Source organism: Dasania sp. GY-MA-18 (assembly GCF_024734385.1).
Classification (GTDB): Bacteria; Pseudomonadota; Gammaproteobacteria; order Pseudomonadales; family Dasaniaceae; genus Dasania; species Dasania phycosphaerae.
Genome location: NZ_JANHAP010000006.1, coordinates 114524 through 139788, shown reverse-complemented (window position 1 = coordinate 139788; position 25265 = coordinate 114524). Strand labels below are relative to the sequence as shown.

Annotated in this window: 21 protein-coding genes; 10 read left to right on the top strand and 11 right to left on the bottom strand. The window is 48.1% G+C overall.

Annotation, left to right across the window (positions count from 1 at the left end; all coding sequences use genetic code 11):
- The first annotated feature begins 126 nt into the window (after positions 1-126).
- From NO559_RS08885 to NO559_RS08875, 3 genes are all read left to right on the top strand, one after another.
- Positions 127-2424 carry a TonB-dependent receptor gene (locus NO559_RS08885; RefSeq protein ID WP_258331463.1) on the top strand — a complete coding sequence of 766 codons (2298 nt, stop codon included), beginning with the start codon at positions 127-129 and terminating at the stop codon, positions 2422-2424.
- 88 nt (positions 2425-2512) lie between these two features.
- Positions 2513-4075 (top strand): class I adenylate-forming enzyme family protein, encoded by a 1563-nt coding sequence (locus NO559_RS08880; RefSeq protein ID WP_258331462.1) that lies wholly within the window; start codon positions 2513-2515, stop codon positions 4073-4075.
- On the top strand, positions 4068-4970 hold the full coding sequence (locus tag NO559_RS08875; RefSeq protein ID WP_258331461.1) for an alpha/beta fold hydrolase: 903 nt from the start codon (positions 4068-4070) through the stop codon (positions 4968-4970). Before NO559_RS08880 ends, NO559_RS08875 begins: the two co-directional genes overlap by 8 nt.
- A 93-nt stretch (positions 4971-5063) precedes the next feature.
- On the opposite strand, the gene nhaA is transcribed toward NO559_RS08875, so the two are convergent.
- Entirely contained in the window at positions 5064-6275 is a 1212-nt protein-coding gene (gene nhaA / locus NO559_RS08870; protein WP_258331460.1) for a Na+/H+ antiporter NhaA, read from the bottom strand.
- Positions 6276-6608: 333 nt separating this feature from the next.
- On the opposite strand from nhaA, the gene NO559_RS08865 reads away from it, so the two are divergent.
- From NO559_RS08865 to NO559_RS08840, 6 genes are read left to right on the top strand one after another with little or no spacing between them, the layout of a single operon-like run.
- Positions 6609-7574 (top strand): MoxR family ATPase, encoded by a 966-nt coding sequence (locus NO559_RS08865; protein WP_258331459.1) that lies wholly within the window; start codon positions 6609-6611, stop codon positions 7572-7574.
- 7 nt (positions 7575-7581) lie between these two features.
- A complete protein-coding gene (locus NO559_RS08860) occupies positions 7582-8541 on the top strand; it encodes a DUF58 domain-containing protein (RefSeq protein WP_258331458.1) in 960 nt (319 codons plus the stop codon).
- A gap of 2 nt (positions 8542-8543) precedes the next feature.
- Entirely contained in the window at positions 8544-9041 is a 498-nt protein-coding gene (locus tag NO559_RS08855; RefSeq protein WP_258331457.1) for a DUF4381 domain-containing protein, read from the top strand.
- Complete coding sequence (locus tag NO559_RS08850) at positions 9041-10075, top strand: VWA domain-containing protein (protein WP_258331456.1); 1035 nt, start codon at positions 9041-9043, stop codon at positions 10073-10075. The genes NO559_RS08855 and NO559_RS08850 overlap by 1 nt, the downstream gene beginning before the upstream one ends.
- Entirely contained in the window at positions 10075-12015 is a 1941-nt protein-coding gene (locus NO559_RS08845) for a VWA domain-containing protein (RefSeq protein WP_258331455.1), read from the top strand. Before NO559_RS08850 ends, NO559_RS08845 begins: the two co-directional genes overlap by 1 nt.
- On the top strand, positions 12009-13685 hold the full coding sequence (locus NO559_RS08840; protein ID WP_258331454.1) for a BatD family protein: 1677 nt from the start codon (positions 12009-12011) through the stop codon (positions 13683-13685). The genes NO559_RS08845 and NO559_RS08840 overlap by 7 nt, the downstream gene beginning before the upstream one ends.
- A 219-nt stretch (positions 13686-13904) precedes the next feature.
- Here the strand turns inward: NO559_RS08840 and NO559_RS08835 are convergent, their stop codons facing one another.
- From NO559_RS08835 to NO559_RS08810, 6 genes are all read right to left on the bottom strand, one after another.
- Complete coding sequence (locus tag NO559_RS08835) at positions 13905-14633, bottom strand: RES family NAD+ phosphorylase (RefSeq protein ID WP_258331453.1); 729 nt, start codon at positions 14631-14633, stop codon at positions 13905-13907.
- Complete coding sequence (locus tag NO559_RS08830; RefSeq protein WP_258331452.1) at positions 14633-15001, bottom strand: MbcA/ParS/Xre antitoxin family protein; 369 nt, start codon at positions 14999-15001, stop codon at positions 14633-14635. The genes NO559_RS08835 and NO559_RS08830 overlap by 1 nt, the downstream gene beginning before the upstream one ends.
- 205 nt (positions 15002-15206) lie before the next feature.
- Positions 15207-16628, bottom strand: a complete 1422-nt coding sequence (locus tag NO559_RS08825; RefSeq protein WP_258331451.1) for an FAD-binding oxidoreductase — start codon at positions 16626-16628, stop codon at positions 15207-15209.
- A gap of 53 nt (positions 16629-16681) precedes the next feature.
- The gene (locus tag NO559_RS08820) at positions 16682-17431 is read right to left on the bottom strand and encodes a cupin domain-containing protein (protein ID WP_258331450.1); all 750 of its coding nucleotides are present in this window, start codon (positions 17429-17431) and stop codon (positions 16682-16684) included.
- A gap of 508 nt (positions 17432-17939) precedes the next feature.
- A complete protein-coding gene (locus tag NO559_RS08815) occupies positions 17940-19406 on the bottom strand; it encodes an aldehyde dehydrogenase family protein (RefSeq protein WP_258331449.1) in 1467 nt (488 codons plus the stop codon).
- 190 nt (positions 19407-19596) lie between these two features.
- Positions 19597-20820: a diguanylate cyclase gene (locus NO559_RS08810; RefSeq protein WP_258331448.1), complete on the bottom strand. Its 1224-nt coding sequence runs from the start codon at positions 20818-20820 to the stop codon at positions 19597-19599.
- 174 nt (positions 20821-20994) lie between these two features.
- Here NO559_RS08810 and NO559_RS08805 point away from each other — a divergent pair, with 174 nt between their 5' ends.
- Entirely contained in the window at positions 20995-21399 is a 405-nt protein-coding gene (locus tag NO559_RS08805) for a hypothetical protein (protein ID WP_258331447.1), read from the top strand.
- Positions 21400-21418: 19 nt separating this feature from the next.
- Here the strand turns inward: NO559_RS08805 and NO559_RS08800 are convergent, their stop codons facing one another.
- From NO559_RS08800 to NO559_RS08785, 4 genes are all read right to left on the bottom strand, one after another.
- Positions 21419-22051 carry a trimeric intracellular cation channel family protein gene (locus NO559_RS08800; RefSeq protein ID WP_258331446.1) on the bottom strand — a complete coding sequence of 211 codons (633 nt, stop codon included), beginning with the start codon at positions 22049-22051 and terminating at the stop codon, positions 21419-21421.
- 90 nt (positions 22052-22141) lie between these two features.
- Complete coding sequence (locus tag NO559_RS08795) at positions 22142-22906, bottom strand: ABC transporter substrate-binding protein (RefSeq protein WP_258331445.1); 765 nt, start codon at positions 22904-22906, stop codon at positions 22142-22144.
- A 189-nt stretch (positions 22907-23095) separates the two neighbouring features.
- Positions 23096-24445: a glutamine synthetase family protein gene (locus tag NO559_RS08790; protein ID WP_258331444.1), complete on the bottom strand. Its 1350-nt coding sequence runs from the start codon at positions 24443-24445 to the stop codon at positions 23096-23098.
- Positions 24446-24454: 9 nt separating this feature from the next.
- Entirely contained in the window at positions 24455-25210 is a 756-nt protein-coding gene (locus NO559_RS08785) for a gamma-glutamyl-gamma-aminobutyrate hydrolase family protein (RefSeq protein WP_258331443.1), read from the bottom strand.
- Positions 25211-25265 lie beyond the last annotated feature (55 nt).

The following is a 25265-nucleotide window of genomic DNA, read 5'->3' as shown; positions in this document are numbered from 1 at the left end:
GGTAGGCGCTATCAACTATAGCTCTTTAGAACTGATTGCTATGCTCATCCGTCGGTAAAAGGGAAACTCACTATTTGCATATCAGTGAGACTGAATTGTACTAAGCAGATCAACTACAGGTGCCATATGATAAATAAAAAAATAGTAAGAAATAGGCTCACTTCGGTTATAGCATTGATTAGCGCTGCCAGCATGGCATCGCCAGTATTATTAGCGCAAGAACGATCAAAAATTTTATTGGAAGAAGTACTAGTCACCGCACAAAAACGTGAACAAAATCTACAACAGGTTCCCGTCTCAATTACCTCATTCGGTGCTAAAGAGCTAGAAAGAAAGTCTATCACCAGCATCATTGATCTTGAAAAAAGTTCACCTAACACGCAACTAAGAGCTAGCCGTGCAACCAGCTCAACACTCACTGCGTATATACGTGGCGTAGGCCAACAAGATCCGCTGTGGGGCTTTGAGCCCGGCGTAGGTGTTTATGTTGATGATGTTTACTATGCCCGCCCGCAAGCAGCGGTACTTGATGTCTTCGATGTAGAACGTATTGAAGTACTACGCGGCCCTCAAGGCACCCTGTACGGCAAAAACACCGTCGGTGGCGCGATTAAATATATCACCAAAAAAATGTCTGGCGAGCCATCGGCAAAAATCACCGCGGCGGCTGGTACCTACGGGCAGCAGGAGCTGACCTTATCTGGGCAAATGCCAATCATTGATAATAAATTATATGTGGGCGCTGCCGTTGCTAAACTGGAACGTGATGGCTATGGCGATGTTGATACCGGTTACGATATTACAACCGGCCTATTTAGCAGTAGCGAAGAAAACTACAACAAAGATGTTACTGTAGCCAGAGTCAGCGTTGAATACACGCCCACTGAAAAATTGTTTTTGCGCTTGGCTGGCGATAAGACCGACGATGATTCAAATCAAATTTGCGGCTCTCAGTCTAGCCAAACCACTTTAACCCACCCAGCAACAGGCTTACCCTTTTTAGCCTCCGGTGACCGCTATGACTCTGCCTGCGGCACTACCCATAAATCGAACGTAGAAAACCAAGGTTTTTCTTTCACCGCTCAGTACGATATTAATGATGCGCTGTCCGTAAAATATATTTATGCTGACCGTGAAGGTGAAACGCAACAGTTTATTGATTTTGAGGCCACACCATTAGACTCTTTTGATGTACCTGCTTCATACAGCGATGATCAAAAGTCCCATGAGCTACAGATTAATTATAATGTCGATCGCCTGGCCTTAGTCGGTGGCGCATATTATTTTAAAGGCAACTCGGCTGGTGCCTTTGATGTAGTATTAAATGCCCCGCCCTATATGGATGGCGATCATTTTGATCTTGCCATTGGCGGTGATGTAGATACCGAGAGCCTATCTTTTTACTTTAACGCCAGTTATAACCTTAGCGACACAGTAACTCTTACTGCGGGCTTGCGCTCAACTGAGGATGATAAAAACTCTAACATTCAGCGTATTTCATATATCACGACTAACTCTTTCCCATATACCACCACTCAGGGTAGTAGCTTTACCTTTGGCAACTCAGCGGATGATACCTTGTTCGGTGTTTCAACTGACATTAGTGACAAAGAGGCCGATAAAAGCTGGAACGAAATTAGTCCATCTGCAAAAGTCGACTGGCAAGTGAGTGATGATGTCATGCTCTATATCAGCTATGCCGAAGGCTTTAAATCCGGTGGTTTTGATATGCGAGGTAACGCAGCACTTAACCCCAATGTGGCAGATGGCTATGATCCGGAAATCGTTGAAACTTGGGAGCTGGGTTTAAAATCACAACTACTGGATGATCGCCTACGTTTAAACTTAGCGCTATTCCAAATGGATTATACCGACATGCAACTAACCGTACAGACGGCTCAGCCTGCTCCGGTATTTTTCTCCTCTGATGTTGTCAATGCGGGCACTGCCGAAATCAACGGCGCTGAACTTGAGGCCATACTGCAAGTCACTCAAGCGCTAAGCACATCACTTGCACTAGGTTATATGGATGCCGACTTAGTAGAAGTTATTTCTGCTGGGGTAGACGTTTCTGATAGCTGGGAAATGGTTAATGCGCCTGATTGGACTGGCCAACTTGGGCTAAATTATGAAATGGATTTAGGCAATGCCGGCAGCCTGACTTTAACCACAGCCCTTTCCTATCGTGAAGCCAGTAGAAATTTTAACAATGTCACCTGTAGCTGTGATCAGGAGAAGTCTTACACTCTTTGGGATGCCACTGCGACTTGGTACTCCGAAGATGAGCACTGGACCGCCAGCTTAAATGTTAAAAACATCGAAGATACTTCATACAAAACCGGCGGCTATAACTTAGGCTCTGGCGAGCTGGCCTTTTATGGTCCACCAAGAACAGTAACCGCTAGCGTATCGTATCAATTTTAAGAATGAATAATAGCCTTTAACAGGTCTGTGTTTACACTCGGGGGGAGTAAAATCCCCCTCATTTTTAAGACATTAGAGTATATTCCCTATGACTACGTATTTTACAGCGTCGTCGCCACTACTACCTGAAATACTATCCCTGCATGGTAAATGGCGCGCCAATCGCGAAGCCGTTATTTGTGGTGAGCAGCGGTTAAACTGGCAGCAATTTACCCATGCCAATCACCAAATAGCCCACGGTTTACTGGCTAAAAATTTGCAAGCAGGCGATAGGGCCGGCGTCATTATGTCTAACGGTTTGCCCATGCTGCATGCACTAATGGGTGTTATGGCTGCAGGCTTAGTTTCTGTACCCATTAATTTGTCGGTTAACGATGATGCCTTAATAAACATGATGAAAGATGCAGAAGTCTCTGTGCTGCTAGTCAGTGAAGATCAACGCCTGCGCGTAGAATCATTAATGGACGACCTACCCGACTCAATTCAATTATTTGTCTCTGACAGCATTGATAATAACAACTGGATTAGTATGGACGAACTCAGCAAGGGGCAGCCTACCACCCTGCCGCCTATCAACTATACCAAGGACTCCTTGTTAAATATTATTTATAGCTCTGGCACTACCGGCATGCCCAAAGGTATAGCGCACAACCACGCTGGCCGTCGTGATTGGGCCTACGATTTATGTATAGCACTGCGCTACGATGATAGAGCCAAAATATTATTAACTTTAGGTCTCTATTCCAATATCTCATGGGTGGGTATGCTGTGCACTTTATTATGCGGTGGCACCTTGGTCATTCATACACGTTTTGACAGCAATGAATTTTTAACAACCGTGCAAGATGAAAAGATCACTCACACCGTGATGGTTCCCATACAATACCAACGCGTATTGGCAGCCTTAGCAAATCATCCCTGCGACCTCAGTTCCATGCAATCCATGATGAGTTGTGGCTCGCCTTTGCATCAAGGCTTAAAACAAGCCATTTTTAAAGCATTTGCCTGTGGCATAGTCGAATTATACGGCTTAACCGAGGGCATCATTACCACACTAAATCCTGAAGAAGCCGAAGGACGCTGGTCATCCGTGGGCAGGCCGTTAATAGGCACCGACATTGCCATTATTAATGAGCAAGATGAATTTGTTGCGGCCGGTCAATGTGGCGAGATTGTTTCACGGGGACGCATCACCATGCCCGGCTACTTTAACCGAGCTGACGCCAACCAAGAAGCAGAGTTCATCGATAAACAAGGGCAACAATGGCTACGCTCTGGCGATATAGGCCAATTAGATAAAGAGGGTTATCTATACATAGTTGATAGAAAAAAAGACATGATTCTCTCAGGCGGTCAGAATATTTATCCGCAAGATATTGAAGCAATAATAATTGAGCATCCTGCAATAAATGACGTAGCCGTCATTGGCGCCAAAAGCCAGCGCTGGGGAGAAACCCCCATAGCCCTAGCCGTCATTAGCCCTAATGAAAAAATTACTACGCAGGAATTACTGACTTGGGCCAATCAAAAATTAGGTAAGCAACAACGCTTAGCCGACTTATTGCCCATAGATGAACTACCGCGTAACCCCAATGGCAAAATACTGAAACGAGAACTGCGTGTGCAATACGGTAACCAAAGCTATGAGTGATAATAAAAATGTAAATTACCAAGCTGTTTGGTATCAAAGCAACGATGGGCTAAAGCTATATGCCCGAGACTATGTTTGCCAGCGCTCTAATCAGCAGGCTAAAGCGACTATTCTTTGTTTACATGGCCTAACTAGAAACTCTGCCGACTTCGATTTTATTTGTAGTCATTTATCTAAAGATTATCGCCTAATTGCCGCCGATCAACGCGGTAGAGGGCTATCGTCCTACGACCCGCAAGCCGAAAATTACCACCCGGGCATTTATGTACAAGATATGCTCACCCTGCTAAATACCTTGTCTATTCCCAAAGTCATACTACTGGGCACTTCATTGGGTGGCTTAATGTCGCTTATGCTATCCGCCATGGTGCCCGAGCGGATCACGGCGTCAATCCTCAATGATGTAGGGCCCGAGCTAGATGCCAGCGGTTTAGCACGCATACAAGAGTATGTGGGCAAACAAACACCCGTAACTAATTGGCAACAAGCTGTAGTCCAAGCTCGCAAGATTAATGCTAAAGAATTACCCGACTTAAATGCTAGCGACTGGGAAAGTTTTACTCGCGCCATCTATAGAGAAAATGAACAAGGTCAACCGGTGTTGGCTTATGACCCCGCCATTGCACAATTGATGAATGCCAATAAAACCACAGCCGCACCGCCAGATTTATGGCCGCTTTTCGAACTGATAGCACACAAACCTTTATTACTTATTCGTGGCCAAACTTCTGACATATTAACGCTGGACTGCGTGCACAAGATGCAAAGTATCAAACCTACTATGGAGTACTGTGAGGTTGCTAACCGAGGTCACGCGCCGCTGTTAAATGAACCACAAAGCCTAACCGCAATAGAGCAGTTTTTACAGAAAACCACTACGCCAGCCGCAAGTTAAAACTGACATAAAAACGTATTATTATGGCTAAGCACCAATCCCATGCCCGCATTTAACTCTAGCTAGTGGCTACACATATTAAACGCTAGTATTTTAAGCGGGCGGCGTTTGCCGCTTAGTGGCCATAACCAAAATCAAATAGCCAAGCACCGCACTCAACCCAGAGCCAAACAGTATGCCTAATCTATCAATACGAGCGTAGCCGGCACCGCCCTCAGCAAAGGCTAAGCCGCCGATAAATAGACTCATTGTAAAGCCCACGCCACAAAGCACAGAAACACCAAATAGATGCATCCACGTGACACCTGTGGGTAAACGTGCAAGGCCCATCATGATGGCCGTTGCAACACATAGCATCACGCCTATAGGCTTACCTATAAACAAGCCTAAAGTAATACCCAACGGCACTGGTTCAAACAAACTAGAGATGCTTAAGCCTTCAAAGGAAACCCCGGCATTAACAAGCGCAAACATCGGCAAAATAACAAAAGCAACCCAAGGGTGCAGGTCCTCTATCAACGACTTAGCCGGCGACACGGTGTGCCCTTCCGGTATTTTAGTGCTGATAAAAAATGCTGTGATAACGCCAGCCAAGGTTGCATGCACACCCGACTTCAACACACAAACCCACAGAATTGCCCCTAGAATAATAAACGGAAAGGGGCCACGGGTACCGGCCAGTTTCAATGCCAGCATTAGGGCGAGCACTATAGCCGCCGCCACCAAGGAGGTAAGCGATAAACCCGAGGTATAAAACAAGGCAATAATTACTATGGCTATCAAATCATCGAGTATCGCCAAGGTCATCAAAAATACCTTTAGCGCCACCGGGACTCGCGAACCGACGGCGGCCAATACGCCCAGGGCAAAAGCAATATCTGTGGCAGTAGGCACAGCCCAGCCTTTCACCCCAACGGGGTCATGCCAATTTAGCATTAGATAAATGATTGCCGGAACAGCAACCCCGCCCACCGCACCGGCCAATGGCAACACCAGCTGCGAGCGATCTGAGAGATGGCCGTGTAGCAGCTCATATTTTATTTCTAAACCCACAACAAAAAAGAAGATGGCCATCCAGCCATCGTTAACCCACAGAAATAACGGCTTTTCAATACTGAGCGCACCCACCTGCACCATGCCCGGTATATTAAGAAAGGCTATATAGAGATCTGAAAAAGTTGAGTTTTTAACCGCCATCGCCAGCAAGGTAGCGGCAATGAGCAGCAAACCACCTGTGCTCTCTAAACGGATAAAGCGCTGAATACTTCGGCCAAAGCGGCCTATAGGAGTGAGATCTTTTATCATTGCGCAAGAATATCAGAATGTTTCAGTTTTTCCTGTAATTATTCACATCCTCTCTTAGAGCAGGAATAAATAAACTCTTAACCCCAAGACTAGGCCAATAACAGGTGATTATTTGCGGCTATTTTAAACCTACTTTGCTACTCAGCAATAGCGGCAAGGATAAAACAAGCCGCTAAGCAACGCCCCCTTGAAATCAATCGCCACGCCCTCATCTATAAGCTGGTACCCTAAAGGGAACTTCGAGCGCCATCACAGTCAAAACATGGCTTAAGCGAGCTGGCATTAGTCAGCGGCTTAAACCCTCAACCAATAACAACTGGCTACTAAACAACCATGACTCTATTCCAACAACTTGAAACCTTACAGCACTGGCTAGAGAGCCAAATCATAGGCCAAGAGACCTTGGTTAAACGTTTACTCATCGCCTTGCTGGCCGATGGCCACTTATTAGTCGAGGGCGCACCAGGCTTAGCCAAAACCAAGGCCATTAATAATTTATCCAAGGGTATAGAGGGCGATTTCCACCGGGTACAGTTCACCCCCGACCTATTACCCGGCGATGTCACCGGCACCGATATTTTTCGCCCCGAAGACGGCAGCTTTCAATTTCAGCAGGGCCCTATCTTTCACAACTTGGTATTAGCCGACGAAATCAACCGCGCCCCTGCCAAAGTACAATCCGCCTTACTCGAGGCCATGGCCGAACGGCAGGTCAGTGTGGGCCGCAATACCTATCCCCTGCCCGAATTATTTTTAGTTATGGCCACCCAAAACCCCATAGAACAAGAGGGAACCTACCCACTGCCCGAGGCCCAGCTAGACCGCTTTTTAATGCACGTGAAAGTAGATTACCCCGACGTGGAAGCCGAGCGTAAAATTTTGCAGCTGGTACGCGACGAAGCTAACAACAGCGCCACCGCCATACAACGCCCCAAGCCCGTTAGCCAAGCCGCTATTTTCGCCGCCAGACAAGAGAGCATTAATCTGCACACCGCCCCCGCCATAGAGGAATACATGGTGCAACTCACCATGGCTAGCCGCAACCCCGGCAATTACAGCCAGCAGCTAGCCTCGTGGATAGACTTTGGGGCCAGCCCGCGCGGCACCATAGCCCTAGATAGATGCGCCCGCGCTCATGCCTGGCTGGCCGGCCGCGACTTTGTTAGCCCCGACGATGTGCAGGCCGTGGCTCACGATGTCTTCCGCCACCGCCTCATATTGAGTTTCGAGGCCGAAGCCAACGGCATTAATGCCGACCAAGTTATTGATGAGTTACTTAAACTAGTTCCCGTAGCCTAAACCCGCTATGAGCCAGCCGCAGCCACAAAACTCACTGGAACAACCCGTTACCGGCGCGTATATAGCGCTAGAGGATTTACTGCGCGCCCGCTTTGCCGCCACTGACCTCAAGCTCAAACACCGCCGCAAAGCGCTAAGCCTATTGGCTGGCCCTAACAAAACCAACTTTCGCGGCCGCGGCATAGACTTTGAAGAAGTGCGCAACTACCAAGCTGGCGATGACATACGCACCATAGACTGGCGCGTCACCGCCCGCTCGGGCAAACCCCACACCAAATTATTTAGCGAAGAGCGCGAGCGCCCACTGCTAATCGTTAACGATCAACGCCAGGGCATGTTTTTTGGCAGCCAACATTGTTTTAAATCTACCCTGGCCTGTTACCTCAGCGCATTAATCGCTTGGTCAGGCTTACAACAGGGCGACAGAGTAGGCGGCTTAGTCTTTGGCAACCAGGGCCAGCAAGAGCTTAAACCCAAGCGCAGCCGCCAAGCGGTGCTGGCATTGATGAAACATATGGGCGAGTACAATCACTTGCTCAACCGCAGCACCGGCATTCAACTGGATAACAGCGAGCGCTTAAAAAACAGCCTGCGCGAACTGCGCCGCATCGCCCGCCCCGGCAGCGCCATTTATTTTATTAGCGACTTTAGCGGCTACGAGGATGAGGACGTACAAAAACAATTATTTTTACTGTCGCGGCACTGCGAAATTACCGCCATTTACGTCTACGACCCCTTAGAGCAAACCCTCCCCAGCGCTGGTTTATACACTATTAGCGATGGCCAACAACGGCGCCCTATTTTTACCGGCGACAGCAAACTGCGGCAACACTACCAACAGCAATTTAACGATAAGCTACAAAACCTGCATGCAGTCTTGGGCAAGCTGGGCATACCCTTAATAGAAATGGCCACCAACCAAGCACCGCTAAAACACCTGCTCACCTATTTTGGTAGGGGGCGTTAATTATGAACATGCCTGCTGCCGACCCACTGGCCAACTTACGCGACCTGCACACACCGCCCGCCATAGAGTTTTGGCCGCTGGCGCCGGGCTGGTGGGCCTTAGCCATCATTAGCATCTGCCTGATCGCCTTTGCCCTGCATCGTTGGCGCCGCTATCAGCAACGCAACGCTTTTAAAAAAGCCGCGCAATCACAAATTAAACAACTCAGCGCCCAGTGCGATGACGATGCCCTTTACCTGCAACAACTTAACCGCCTACTCAAACAAACCGCACTGGCAGTAAACCCGCGCCAAGATATTGCGTCACTACACGGCAGCGCTTGGTTACAATTTTTAGATCAACACAGCAACGATAAAACACAGCCCTTTATTAACGGCGTAGGGCAAGTGTTAGGCCACGGCCCTTATCAAGCTAATACACCGCTAATTGATAGGGCTGCGCTAAATCAATTGGTTAGCCGTTGGATCAAACAACAAAGCATTAAGAGGTTGCAAGCATAATGCTGGAGTTTCAACTGCCCTGGGTATTTTATTGCTTGCCGCTACCGTTGCTGGCCTACCTGCTGCTACCCCGCGCCAAGCAACAACAAACCGCCGTGCGGGTACCCTTTTACCACAGCCTTGAAGTGATGCAGCAACAACACAGCCACAAAAGCCAGCAGCGTCCGCTGCAACTTACCGGCCTGGTTTTATGCTGGCTGTTGCTAGTCACCGCCGCCGCCCAGCCCACTTGGATAGGCGACCCCATACACCTGCCCACCGAAGGCCGTGATTTAATGCTGGCGGTAGATTTATCCGAAAGTATGCGCATGGAAGATATGCAGGCTGGCGATGAACTGGTTAACCGCTTGGTCGCGGTAAAAGCGGTAATCAACGATTTTGTGGATAGACGCGCAGGCGACCGCATAGGGCTAATTTTATTTGGCAGCCAAGCCTATATACAGGCACCGCTTACCTTTGACCGCGAAACCGTCAAACGTTTTATGCGTGAATCACAAATTGGTTTTGCTGGCCCCGCCACCGCCATAGGTGATGCCATAGGCTTGGCAGTAAAACGACTGCGCAAACGCCCTGGTGATAAACATGTATTAATTTTACTCACCGACGGTGCCAACACCGCCGGTGAGGTGCAACCACTGGCCGCCGCTAAATTTGCCGCCCAACACAACATCACTATTTATACCGTGGGTGTAGGCGCTGATCAGCTCACCACCCCCGGTTTTTTTGGCAGCAGCTTTGGCGCTCGCACCATTAACCCCTCTAAAGATTTAGATGAAGACACGCTACAAAAAATAGCGGCCTTAACCGGCGGTAAATACTTTCGCGCCAAAAACCCTAAAGAGCTGCTAGAGATTTACCGCCTAGTGGATGAGCTAGAACCCACCGAAGCTGATGCCAAAACTTTTAGGCCCAGCCTTAGCTTATTTTACTGGCCACTGGCGGTCGCAGTAATCATCAGCTTGATAACAGCCCTGCTTAAATTGCCGCGGCCGGCTTGGTTAGCGAATAAATCTGCGACCGAGGGGGAAAGCTAATGCCTGAGTTCAGCCTCGATTTATTCAACAGCCTCGCCCAGTTTCACTTTTTACGACCACAGTGGCTACTGCTAATACCCGTGGCGCTATTGCTGGCACTGCTGTTTTGGCGCCATAAAAACAGCGCCCTAAATTGGAATCAGGCCATCAACCCCGATCTGCTCAGCCACTTAGTAGAAGACCAGCAGCCTATGTTGCGCAACCCTAAACGCTGGCCCTGGCTGCTATTGTTTTTAGGCTGGCTAATTACCGCCTTGGCCTTAGCTGGCCCCGCCTGGAAAAAACTACCGCAGCCCGTACATGAGCGCCAAGACGCTTTAGCTATAGTGTTAGATTTATCGCTATCTATGTACAGCCAAGATATCAAACCCTCGCGGCTGGTGCGCGCCCGTCATAAAGTGATAGATATACTAAAAACTCGCGACGAGGGGCTTAGCGCACTCATCGCCTACTCCCGCGATGCTCATGTGGTTTCACCTTTTACTGACGACAATAATACCGTCGCCAACCTAGTGCCCGCACTCAGCCCCGAAATGATGCCCGCCCTGGGTAGCAACCCCGTCGCCGGAATACAGGCGGCTATTAATCTATTTAAAAACAGCGGCCTCAATGAAGGCCGTATCTTATTAATTAGCGATGGCATTAGCGAAAAAGACAGCGACGCCATAACTGACTTACTGGCTGACAGTAGCCTAGAACTATCCATTATGGCTGTGGCCACTGCCACCGGCGCCCCTATCCCCTTGTCACAGGGTTTTGTAAAAGACCGCAGCGGCAACATCGTCACCCCCAAATTGGAACGCAAACCCTTTCAGCAATTAGCCGCTAACAGCCAAGGCCGTTATATAGAAACCAGTTTGGATAATAGCGACATTAACTTTTTATTAGCCGCCAACAAAACCGATATCAACAGCGCCACCCGCCAAACCGAACGCCAGTTTGACCAATGGCAGGATCAGGGTGCCTACCTATGCTTACTCTTATTACCCTTGGCCCTACTCGCCTTTAGACGGGGCTGGTTACTATTGCTGCCGCTATTTATTTTATTAGAACCACAGCAAGGCCAAGCTATGGAGTGGCAAGACCTATGGCAAACCCGCGACCAGCAAGCCATGCAAATGCTACAACAAGGTGAAGCCGAACAAGCCGCTAAAACCTTTAAAGACCCAAACTGGAAAGCGGCTGCCCAATACCAGGCCGGGCAATATCAAGAGGCCGCCAAACATTATGCCGCCCAAAAACCAGCGACCGCCAGCGACCACTACAACCATGGCAACGCCCTAGCCAAGGCGGGCAAATACGATGAAGCGATTAAACAATACGAGCAAGCCCTGCAACTGCAACCCGATATGGAAGATGCTGCCTTTAATAAAAAATTAGTAGAGGATGCCAAGCAGCAGCAACAGCAACAGCAACAGCAACAGCAACAAAATCAAAACCAAAACCAAGATCAAGATCAAGATCAAGATCAAGATCAGAACAACGAGCAGGATCAAAGCCAGGATAACAACAAGCAACAAGAGCAACAACAGAATCAAGATCAAGAGCAAAACCAAGATAACAATGGCGAGCAGCAGCAGAACAATGATCAACAACAGGATTCACAAGATCCCAATAAAGATCAGCAGCAAGATCAAAACAAACAAGATAAAACTGACGCCACTCCCGAACAAGAACAAGAGCAAAAATCAGATTCAAAACCTGAACCCAGCTCCGCGCAACAGCAAGAGCAGGAACAGGAACAGGAACAGGAACAGGAACAACAGGCCTTAAAAACTGCGGCCGAACAAGAGGCGAATAAACAAGAAAAAGCCACCGAACAATGGCTGCGGCAAATACCCGATGACCCCAGCGGTTTACTGCGCCGCAAATTTGATTATGAATATCGCCTGCGCCAAGGTGAAAAAAATACCGACGATGAGGACCAGCCACTGTGGTAAGTCACATTAAACTATTCTGCTTTTTTATAATTAGCCTGAGCCTATGGCTAAGCAACGCTTACAGCGCCAGCATTACCGCTACCGCCTCGGTAGACAGACAAACCATTACCGTAGACGACAGCCTAACCCTGAGCATACGCATTAATGATACCGGCACCTATAAAACCCCGGACCTAAGCGCGCTGGAAAAAGACTTTCAAATTGCTGGCACCAGCCAAAGCAGCCGCCATACCTTAATTAATGGCCGCAGTAACTCCGTTACCGAGTGGACCGTTACCCTTTACCCCAAGCGCGACGGTTTATTATTAATACCCGCCATAAAAATTAACGATGCCAAAACCAATCCCATCGCCGTGCAGGTAAACAAGGCCAGCGCCCTGCCACCGGGGCAGCTGGATAAAGTTTTTATTGAAAGCAGCGTCAGCCACAACAGCGCCTATGTGCAACAACAGGTTTTGCTTAACCTCAGCATTTATCACTCAGTGCAATTAGATAATTTAAATATGAGTGAACTGACCCTGGAAAATGCCACGGTAAAACGGGTGGGGCAAAATTCTTTTTATCGCACTGTGCAGGGCATACGCCACCGCGTACATGAAATTAATTATGCGATCTTCCCCAACAAGGCGGGCGAGTTAATTATTCCCGAGCTGGTATTTTCAGGTCAAGAACTTAGCCAAAGCCGCTTTTATGGTGGTGGCACCCTGATACGCCGCAAGTCTGAGCCACACAGCATTACTGTTAAACCCGCGCCTGCCGACTACAGCGGTGATTTATGGTTGCCCGCCCAACAGTTACAACTGCAGGAAACCTGGAGCAAAGACCCCGAGCAATTACGGGTAGGTGACTCTATTACCCGCAGCATTACCACCAGTGCCAACGGGGTAACAGCTGCGCAACTGCCACCGATAAACTTTAAAGCGATAGCTGGGCTCAAGCTCTACCCTGATCAAGCCGAAACCAATAATAGCGAATCGGCCACGGGCATTAGTGCTACCCGCATCGACAGCACCGCCATCATCCCCACCCGCGCTGGTAAAATCACCTTGCCCGCCATCAACATCACTTGGTGGGATACCGCCAGCCAAAGCCAAAAGACAGCCAGCATAGCTGCCAGGGAATTAACTATTTTGCCGCCACTGGAACAAGGCCCAAGCCAGCGCAATGCTATCGACCACTCGCAGGCTACCGTAACGGACAGTGGCGAAAAAGTTGTCACCGTAGCTAACCCCTTTTGGATGGTAGTCAGTTTTGTATTATTAGGCTTATGGTTAATCACCTTATTAGCCTATTGGCGTTTATCACGTCGTATGCCCAGCAGTGACAAGCTGCCACAGCAAAACAATAATAAGCTCTCAGAAAAAAGCGCCTACAAGCATTTACAACAGCTATGCCGCCAACCACAAAGCGAGCAATTAAGGCCAGCACTAATTACTTGGGCACAACAACATTGGCCCACCAAAGAGATATACACGCTGGACGATATTAGCCGCGCAAGCGAACACCCCGCGCTAAAAAACCTGCTGCTGCAATATGATAATAGCCGCTACGGCAAAACCGCCGATAGCAGCGACTGGAACGGCGCCAGCCTACTGAGCATTATTGACGAATTGCGCCAGCAAAAAAGCTCAGCCACCAGCGATAACGCCCTGCCCGATTTGTATAAATAAGTTGGGTGCTGATGCTCATAGCGCCAGCAGCGTTTAATAAATAACTGGCCTGCTTCTACCACCATCCGTCTCATGGCATCTGCCATGCCGGGCCAAGCCCACTAGTGTCCGGTTAAAGTTCTATTCCGGTCATGCCCAAAATATTCGCTGCGCTTATGGGGCATATATGGACGTTCTATTAAAATCAAGGAACAAAAATAAAATATGGCGTGACAAAAACTAGGCCATAGGATGCAAGAGGCGATTGCCTTGCAAAAAATCTTTACGATAAAACTCATGGCCGCTTCTGTGGCGGCCAAACCAGCAACTCTCTGGGCTGAGTTTTAATTGCCAGTGCTGCTGCTCGCTGGGTTCTTTAGCGGCAAAGGCCTGCGGGCTAATCACCCCAGCGTTAACCCCACCCTGCAAACGGGCCGAGGGATACCAAAAGCACTGCACCGCTAATTCGCGCATGCTGCTACCCAAGCGCTGGCTATAAGACCAATCACCGGGGCTGCTAATCGCCTCATGATGTTGAGCTAATTCTGCGGCGCTAAAATCTATCGATCTGTTGCTTGCCAAGGGGATTAATAAAGCGGTGCGATGGTCATTAATCGCCGCCATGGGACCCAGCTCGTGCAGGGCCGATTGAAACAGCCATAGGTAAACTGCGGTTTCCGCCAAGGCGGTGTTTAGCTCTTTAGCACCATAAAAAATACCCCTCTCTAAGGTACTGCCAAAACGCGAGCCATAATCTAAGGGCGGATAACGAAACGGGGTAGATAATAAATAGGACAAGCCCTGGCAGTCGGCGGGCACGGGCGGCTTGGATTGCTCTAATAGCTCTTCCAACCGTGACTGCTCACTGGAGGAGCGGGTAATCGCCCGGGTGGCGGCTATTTCCTGGGTTTCTACTACGCGCCAAATCGATCCTTCGGTGGGCTGTATCAGTCCTTGTAAATCCAGCACTATACCCGACCTCGCATGGCATCTAGGTAGCGTACTACCTGAGTAATGCCCTCTACTTTTTGTAGTAGCTCTATGGGGGCCTGATCTGCCAAGTGGCTGTTAGGAGTTTTTAGCCAGTGCTGCATAGCGGCGGGGTCACCACCAATAATGGCATACAGTGCCCGGTAGGCCCGTAAAAATAATAGCGCCAATTCCAGAGGCTTGCCCTGTGGCACCACGGAAGTCTCGTTGCGTATACGACTCATGGTGGGTTCAGATACACCTATCACCATTGCCAGCTGTTGACGTTTTAAGCCCATAAGATCGGCAGCCTGGCATAGTGCATGGCTGACAATACTTTGGTCATCGGCTTTTAGTACGGCACTCATCGCCCCCTCCTTTTGCACGCTAATGCGCTAACAGCACCAAATGAATCAAATGATCTATATACATACAAAAAGTATCACAAGAAATATAAATTGCAAGCTAAAACAGTGTTTGGGTCAGCCACAAAAAAAGCGCCCGGCTTAAGCGTGGGCGCTTTTTTCTATTGGCTAATTTCTGCCGCCTAGACTTCATAGCTAAGCCATTGATTTAGCAGGTAAAACCTAGACCCAGCATATCTAAAAACTTTAGCCACAGGCCGCGCTTACCACCGTTTTGATCCGCTTTAATTAATGCGTTTTGAGTAAAGCGCACCCCCAACCAACGGAAAGGCTCGGGAAACCAGGGCAGAGCTCTTTTGGTGACAAACTGCATATTAATGACATCGCTAGGCTGGTAGCCCAACAGCTCTATACCTATACGTGCACCAAAGCGTGACGCGCCCACACCATGGCCGGTATAGCCCACAGACCAAGCCAGGCGGCCGTCATACATCACCCCAGGCACCATGCAAAAACGAGTAGAGGTGGCAATAATACCGCCCCAGCGGTGAGTAAATTTTATCTCGCCTTCTAACTGCGGGAACATTTCAAAAAACTCGGCAGCTAACTGCTCATGCCTGGCAGGCGCATCCATTAAATGCGCATCTATACCGCGGTTAAAGTAATAGCGCACAGCACCACCGCCGCCCCAGGTAATACGATTATCTTTGGTTAGCCGGAAGTAGTGAAACATATTGTTGTAGTCAGCCAAGGCATGACGCGACTCGGGCTTACCCCAGTTAATTTTATCTAGCTGCTCAGCGGTTAATGGCTGAGTGGCAATTTGATAATCCCACACCGGCACTACAGAGTTGCGTATGCGGCTGATTTTGCTGGTATAGGCATTAGTCGCTAACAAGACTTTTTTGCTGCTAATAACACCGCCTGCACAAGTAGCCTTCATGCCATCACTGCCTACGGGTTGCACGTCCAACATTTCGGTGTTTTCAAAAATGCGCACCCCCAGCTGATTAACCAACACATCTTTTAAGCCCCAGCATAAACGCCCAGGGTGTATCACCCCATCCTGACCATCACGGTGCCACAAGCCACCGAAAAAAGTGGGTGAGTTGACCTGCTTACGCACAGCCTCTTCGTCGAACCAAACTACATCCTCACCAGCCTCTTTACACTCTAAATATTCAGCGTGTAAGCGCTGAGCTGATTCTGGATCTAGGGCCACATCCATTTCACCCACTTGCTCGTACTCGGCATCGATGTTGTAACGCTCCAGAGTCTCTAAAAACTCTTTCATGTTTTGTATGCCCAGCTCTTCTAACTTATCTGCCTCACCGGGGAACTGCGCTTCGGTATTGGTTTCGCCATGCGCCACGCTGGTACTTAAAAAGCCACCGTTGCGGCCCGATGCACCATCACCCACAAAAGTTTTTTCAATTAAAATAATATCTGCATCGGGCTTGCGCTCTTTTGCCTGCATAGCAGCCCACAGGCCAGTAAAACCACCACCCACGATTAATAGCTCGCAGCTTTCATCTTTGGCAAGGGCAGGTAAAGGCTCTGGCATAATCGCAGGGTCATGCCACAGGGGCTTTAATTCTGCATCTTTTAGTGCGTCGTGGTGCTTATGCATAATATCTCTCTTGGTAACAAAATTAGGGGGCTACATTAATACTTTAGCGGGTTTTAAGCAGAAGCGACGGTGGTAAAAAATAGTTTTACCTGATCTTTCACCACTGCGTGGCAAACCACCCCCTCAGCAATAAAAAACGCATCGCCAGCATTAAACTGCTGCTCGTTACCAGCAGCATCAAATAGACTAATAGAGCCCGCCTGTACATAGGCAAACTCATTATAGGGAAAGGCTTGCGCTGATGATTCAAAAGCTTCGCTAAACCAAGTTCCGGAAATAAATTTACCGGTTACATCTTGGTAGCAAATATGCGCTTGCGGCGCAGCACCGCTGGTTACCGCAAAAGGCGGCGTAGTCGTCATAGCCGTTAACGCGGCATCAGCCTGAGGAATAATAATGCCCTCAAAAGTAGGCTGCTGGGGTATAGACTCTTGCGGATGCTCAGAGATCACAAAAAACTTACGTAAATAACCGGTTTGATGCCACTGGCAGTCGTAACCTTTGGGGATAATAAAAGGTTCACCGGCTGTCACTTTTTCCATAGCGCCGGTTTTGTTATTTTTAATTTCGCACTCGCCTTCTATCAGCCACATAAATTCATCGCAGCCATAGGGGCCAGCGGCCTCTACCATAGTATCGGTATCCCACACGCCTATATACAAACCTATATCATCGTTTTCATAGTAGCTATAAGAATGCTGTGCCGGTATAGCAGAGGCAAACATGTCCTGGCTAAGCTCATCAGGAGTTTCGCCAAAACCGAGAGGGTTGGTGCTTAAACGGATAATACTTTTATCTGACATTAGAAAACCTTAAAAAAATATAATAATCGCGCAGATACTATGAAGCGGATGACTAGCCTTGCTCACAGCGTCTGCTGGGTATCACTCTCAAACACAAGCTGCCCACCCTAGCCTTTAGGCACAATAAGTTAATCAACCTAAGAGCTAAAACTATAGCGTAGCTTTGCACTAGTTATTATTGCTATAACGCAACTGCCGCTTGCAATAATGTAAACACTAGCTCGGCAAGCCTATACAGCGCGCGCCCAAGCAGGATAAAAAGCAAGAGGGTTTCTCACTGGCAGAATTATAGGCCACCCGTACAAAAAGCTCAATATTCAGCCAAATATAATTTGTAACTTATATTACTACAAGTGACCTCCAACCACGCCTGCGCAAAGCTGGCCCCGCGAGCAAAGCGAGTGCCGTGGGTCTCCGCGTCCGCCCCGTTCATCCTGAACATAAAAAACCGCCGATTAAGGGCTTAATCGGCGGTCTTCATTTATGGGTAAAACAGCCTGGTTAAGGGCTATTTCATATACCAGCCCCAAGGTTCTGGGCTAATAAACTCGGTCACTTGCTTGGTTTCTAAGTAGTTATTTAGACCCCAGCGGCCTAACTCACGGCCTATGCCGCTTTGCTTAAAGCCGCCCCATGGCGCTTCGGTGAAGGTAGGCTGCGAACAGTTAACCCAAATAATACCGGCACGCATAGCATCGGCAACACGTGAGCAACGCTCTTTGCTGCCAGACATTACTGCCGCTGCTAAACCAAAGATAGAATCGTTAGCCAGCTCTATGGCCTCTTCTTCTGTCTTAAAGGATTTAACCGATAGCACGGGGCCAAAGATCTCTTCTGCCCATAATTTATCCGTTACATCTGGGTCTAGGAAAATAGTCGGCTTCATAAAGTAGCCTTTCTCAAAGTCATCACAGCGGCCGCCGGTTAACAGCTCAACACCGGTAGCGATGCCGTGATCAACAAACTCTAGTACACCGCGTAACTGGCTCTCGCTCACCAATGGGCCCAATAAAGTGCCTTCGGTCATGCCGTCGCCTATGGTGATTTTTTCGGTTTCTTCTTTTAGACGCTTTAAGAACTTGTCGCGTATACCTTCTTGTACCAGTAGGCGTGAGGTACCTGAACACACCTGGCCTTGGTTCCAGAAAATACCAAACATTACCCACTCAACAGCGCCTTCTATATCGGCATCATCAAATACAATAACGGGCGACTTGCCACCTAGCTCTAAGCTAACGTTTTTAATTTCTTGTGCACACATAGACATAATGCGGCTACCCACAGGTACAGAACCGGTGAAAGCTACTTTATCGACTTTAGGGTGCTGGGTAAGCGGGTCACCAATCACTGACCCTAAGCCAGTAACTATGTTTAATACACCAGCCGGTAAGTCAGCTTCTTGTGCGTAAACGCCATACTCTAGCGCCGTCATAGGCGTTACGGTAGCAGGCTTAAGTACACAGGTTGCACCGGCAGCAATGGCAGGAGCAATCTTCCAAGAGGCCATCAGCATGGGGTAGTTCCAAGGCGTGATCAAAGCGGCCACACCTACTGGTGAATAACGCACTTCCGACTTGAATCTATCATCGCTAAGCTCGGTGACTTCGCATTTGCCATCCAGCTCTTCGGCCAAGTTGGCGTAGTAGCGGAAGCAGCCTATAGCATCTTCTATATCCCACTGCGCTTCGGGGTAAGGCTTGCCGTTATCTTTTACTTCCAGCTCGGTAAGCTTGTGCAGGTCACGCTCCATGCCATCGGCCATTTTACGCAAGTAAACGGCGCGCTCTTTACCGGTGGTTTTAGACCAGTCACTTTTAAAAGCGGCGCTGGCGGCCTCTACCGCTTTGTCTACATCGTTAGCGCTGCCAGCGGGAGCATTGTGAAAAACCTCTTCGGTGGCAGGGTTGATGACGGGGAAGGTGGCGTTGTTTTCGGGGGCTACCCACTCGCCATTTATAAATAGTTTATCTTGCATTTCTGCCTCCAAATTCTGTTATCGGGTCGCTAAAATTATGTTTCTTGCTGGCATCTTTGCAAACGGCCATAAAAATCATGCCGAATAGTAAGATTGGAGGGCCCAAAAGTCTATACCCAAAATAGGGCTAGTGGCCTATTTTTTTGATCACAAAACAGCCATCACACAGTACTTTGTCAGCAAAAGTAAGCTAAGCCAATACTAGGCAATTTCTGCCCTGCTTCTTGGCTTTGTATAAAGCTTGATCAGAAGCTTTTAGTACCTCCTCCGCTTTGCGCCAACGCGCATTGCGCTCGGCCACCCCTATGCTGATGGTTACCGAAACAGTTTTAGCCTTGCGCGAACTGCCGCGCTGGCCCTGGCCCTGCTTTTGCGAATCTGGTCGGCTGGCCTGGTTACGCAAGGTTATAGGGTAAGCCTCTATAGCCACCCGCAACTGCTCTAAAAATACAGCGCAGGCCGCTGCCGGCTGGCGACCGCTAAACACCACACAAAACTCCTCGCCACCATAGCGATAAGGCACACCACCACCTGCCACTTTGGCTATGTGCGCGGCCACTAAACGCAACACATCATCCCCTACCTCGTGGCCATGGCTATCGTTGAATTTTTTAAAGTGATCTATATCCATGGTGGCAATCACATAATGGCCCGCCAGTGAGCGCAGCTTTTCATTAAAAGCGCGGCGGTTGCGCAGGCCAGTTAGGTCATCCCTAAACGCCATATCACGTGAGCTGCGTAATAAACAATACATTAAGCACAGGGCACAACAACTTAATAGCACGGCCGAAATATAGGCTTGAGCAAATAATAATAAAGTTAAAAACACCGCTAGTAGGCACACCCATAAAGCCGCCTCTGTTTCACCCTTGCGTAATATCAGCATCAAACTCATCACCAATAAGGCCAGAGCAAATAACAAGCTAGCGGCATAGGAGAGCAAATAGCCCTGTATAGGCAGTGGCTCAAACCAGTGGTGGTAGGGAAAAGGTTGCTGTAGATACGCCACCGGCAGCAGCCCCAGTAATAACGCCTGCGCTGCCAGCCACAACATCAACCCAAAACCGTAACGACTCCAAAGCCCGCGCTCGGGTAATACCGCCAACAGCGTTAAATTAATGGGCAAAAGCAAGCTTAACGCTGTAAACAAGAAAAAGGGGCGAGGTTCAGCTAAGGGCTGCTGTAAACCCATTTGCACAGTAATAAAAGTCAGTAGAAAAATACCCGCCGCGGCAAATAAACGCAGGCGATTAAATTGCTGGGCCAATAGCATCGCCAACAACAGCAAGGGGTAAGGTAAATAGGCCAACAAAGGCTGGTATTGTTGCTGAATGCGGCCAACTTCAAATACCGCATATAGCGACGCCGCCAATAATATGATGGGAATTAATAAGCGCCAAAAAACGTTTAACATAGCTAGCAAGTCAGCCCTGCATTATTATTATGAAATGTAACATCGAACCCCAGCAACCTTAGCACAAGCTCATACCCATCAACAGCGCTTTGCGCTACACTGCAAGCTTAGCTGTAAGCTAAAGTCATACTAACAATAACAATTAGCAGCCACTATTAGAAGCTAGAAGCCACTATGCCAGCACAATTTAAGCTCGTACCTCTGCGCGCCAATATGGGCGGAAAAAGCACCCTACTCGCCATAGCGATTATTTTAGTGCTATGCGCCACTGTTGCCATTACCGTTGTTTTATTTGGCCCCAAAGAAATCCAAAAAAGTTTCTTAGCACGCAGCATAGGTGACGCCGCTGACTCCTGTGAAGAAAAAATCAACGATCACTTTGGCGAGCGTTTGGTGAGTAAATATTACGACGAAATTTCATCCCGGCATGAAACTGAGCGTAAACACTACACCGTGTATTACCGGGTAAGCCATAAAACCATGGTGGATAATCTCCCCAGTATTGAATATTCCATGGTGAAATGCGTGGTGTGGGAGAGCCTGGGTTATGTCTCGGACTTTAGAGTTTTTAAACCTTAGGCAGGCAACTAGAGCAACATTAAGGATTAATCGGGTCTTTTAGTTTAGGCAAGCGCAAATCCCAGATCATGGCCGCAGCGCGCAACATAAAAGCCGCCGCCACTGCCAGTAAAATTGCCGTTACCTCATCTATCGCCAATACCCCACGCAAGATAAAGTAACCGCCGCCACCCAATAAGGCTGCTGTCACATAAATCTCGGGCTCTAGCAGCACCAGTTTATGGCCCAATAAAATATCGCGGACTATAGAGCCAAAGGTAGGGGTAATCATACCCATGGCTATAGCCACCACTGGATCTACGTTCATGGCCATGGCCTTTGCTGTGCCCAGCACACTAAACAAGGCCAAACCCGCCGCATCCATCCACAACAGGGAACGGCTAATCGACACTAATAAATGGGAAAAGAAATAGGTTATCACTGCGGCCGCAATGGTGGTGTACAAGTAGAAAGGGTCAGCCACCCAAAACACCTGCGGCACATTGAGAAATAAGTCTCTGACGGTGCCGCCGCCTATGCCGGTCACCGTTGCAAAAAGCACAAAGCTTAAAATATCTAATTTCTCTTCAGCTGCAGCCAGGGCGCCACTAATGGCAAATACCGCAACGCCCACCATGCCGGCAATATAAAGTACACTTTCAAAACTTAACACTAGGTAAATACTCTCTGACTATATAGGTATAGCTTAGAGGCTGTATCATACCGCAAGCTAAGCAGTAATTAGCAGTCATTTTATGATGATTTAATACGATGGAAAGCCATACTGCTGGTGTATCGCCTTAACCCCCCCGCCTCTTAAACCTATCAACAAGTTCCCATTTAAAATTTTAATCAGTTTATTGCCCTTTTGACGGTCTACTGGGCTAACAGCAAAAAACAATTTGCGGCGCGGCTGACAGCCTGTCACTCTGTAAGCTAAAGAGGCGTGAAACTGCCGGCCATAGTACTCGCTTACTTTTTGATCACCGATAAACACATCTACATCACCACGTTTTAAGGCGGCAAATAATTGCTCTGTACTCGCATAGGTTTTAGCCATACCTAGCTCCAGCGCCTTATCCATATAGGCATCCAGGCCTGCACCATAACTGTAGCCACTAATAACCCCCACTCTTTTAGGTCGTAAAGATTTTAAGCCTTGGTAAGACCAAATACTGTCACTAGGACTAAAAAAACAACTTTGGCTATAAGAAAAATGATAATCGGGAAAGAGTAAATCAGGGGTCTCGGCCCTGACCGTACCGATTAAAATATCTGCTTCCCCTTCACTAACCATGCGCTTAGCTTCATCCCAGGTGGCAGTGTGATAAGTGACTTGATAACCACGATCTTCAAAAATTTTTCTGGCTATATCTACCCCTATGCCCTGCGGGGCTTGGGTGTAAGCGCAGGTAAATGGGCACCATTCATCAGCAACCAACCTAACAACTTCGTTAGCGGCAGAACTGGCCGCAGTGAAAAAAAAACTAACTAGCCATAACAACTTTCTAGCTATAGATAAATCCATATACCGCCAACCTTCACATTGACCTTAAGTATTTAATAATACCGTGCAGTCAAACCATTTATTATTAGAATTGACACACTCAGCCACAACGCTGCACAACTAACTAAAGCTCAAATTTATATTTATTCAAATAAAAAGGCCCTTATTTTTCAATAAGGGCCTTTACACTATTAACTACTACAAAAAATATTATACGTTTAACAATAAGTGCTCACGCTCCCAAGCAGTAACCACACGGTTGGCCACTTCAAACTCATGGGCCTTGACCGCCTTATATGCCATCACAAAAGTTTCACCAAATACATCCACTAACTCAGGTAGGGCATCCAGTAAATTTAAACTGGTTAATAAATCGCGGGACAGTTTAATACCTTCTGCAGCAGCATCGCCTTTATGCGGCTCGCTGGCTTCGCATTTATGCTTAATACCTAAATAGCCACAGGCTAAAGAAGCCGCCAGTGCCAAATAGGGATTGCTATCGGCGCCGGGGTAACGGTTTTCTACCCGCTTGGCTATGGCTGGGCTCTCTGGCACACGCAAGCCTACATTGCGATTTTCATAGCCCCACTCCATATTAGCCGGTGCGGAGTGGCCGCTAGAGTAACGTCTATAGGAATTAATATTAGGCGCATACAAACTTAAGCAGTAAGGGGTGTATTTTTGCATACCCCCTATAAAATTTAGAAAACGTGCATTTTCATTGCCCTGCTCATCAACAAAAATATTTTTTCCGCTTTGATCTAAAACACTCTGGTGTATATGCATGGCACTACCAGGCTCGTGTTGATAGGGCTTAGCCATAAATGTAGCATGCAGTTTGTGCTGCAAAGCTACCTGCCTAACCGTGCGTTTAAACGCGAACACCTGATCCGCCAAATATAGCGCATCACCGTGATTAAAGTTAATTTCAAACTGTGCAGTGCCACATTCGTGCACTAAACCCTCTACATCGATATTTTGTTGATAACAGCAATCGTATAAATCTTTCACAAAATCGCTGTATTCATTCATAGCGTCAATGCCAAAAGGCGGCGGCGCTGTTTCACGACGGCCACTGTTACCTACTGGCGGCCGTAACTCTTCTTTAGGGTCTAGGTTTTGCTCAGTAACATAAAACTCCATCTCAGGAGCAACGACTGGCGTCCAGCCTTCATCGGCATACAGCTTTAAAACCCGTTGCAACACTCCGCGTGATGATACTGGATGCATAACGCCATTTTTGTCGAAACAGCTATGCACCACTTGCGCAGTCGGTTTTTTTGCCCAGGGCACTAATCTTAGCGTGCTGCAATCCGCCGTTAAAAACATGTCTATATCTTTGGGATCCATAAAATCAAAGTGATCTTCGGCATAGTCCCCGGTCACCGTCATGGCTAATAAGCTCTCAGGCATACGGCTGTTGTTCTGTAAAAAAGCTTCCGGCGAAATAAACTTGCCTATGGCATTGCCCACCATATTGGGAATAATACACTCCACCTCTTCTATGGCGTGTTGTTTTAGCCACTCTGCGACACTGGCTGCTATCGTACTGCTACTCATAAGACACCTTTATGCTTTTTTATTTCTATATTGATTACAGGCTTGCTCAAATAACTTAAACAAACTCAAATTAAATGGGTTGTTACTAACTTGCCACTCTGGGTGCCATTGCGCCCCCAAAATAAAGTGATCGGGATTGGCGCTAGAGTAAGCCTCTATCAAACCATCAGCCGCCACAGCCTCAATTTTTAAGCCCGCCGCCAGCTGCCTAATACCCTGTTGATGCAAAGAGTTCACTTGCGCTGTAGGTTTACCCCAGCTGCTAGCTAACAAGCCACCTGCTACCAAATCTATAGCATGAGCATCTTCATACTGTTGCTCTAAAGGGAGGGTTTTATCTTCTCGGTGATCATTAATATCCGCTTCAGTTTGCAAACGCTGATACAAACTGCCCCCCAAGGCTACGTTCACTTCTTGAAAGCCGCGGCAAATGGCAAATATGGGCAAGCCTATGCGCTGAGCTTCGGCAATAACGGCAAAGGCCGTGCTATCGCGGGCCGGATCACGCAATGGCTGCTGTTCTTCATTTGCCTGCTGATAGTGGCTGGGGTCTATATTGGAATAGGAACCTGGCAACAGTAGGCCATCAACATGACTAAGCAGCTCGGCCACATTCAAATCATCAGCTAACACAGGTATTAATACCGGTACCGCCTGCATGGATTCGACTATAGCCCGCACATATTTGTCGCCCACCGAGTGGAAATGATGCGCGCCAATTTGCTTGTCGTCACACAACACCGCAATCAATAATAACTTTGCCATACCCCCCTCCAGCGCCTCATTTGCCATAGCTAAGGCTTACTTAGTAATAAATAGA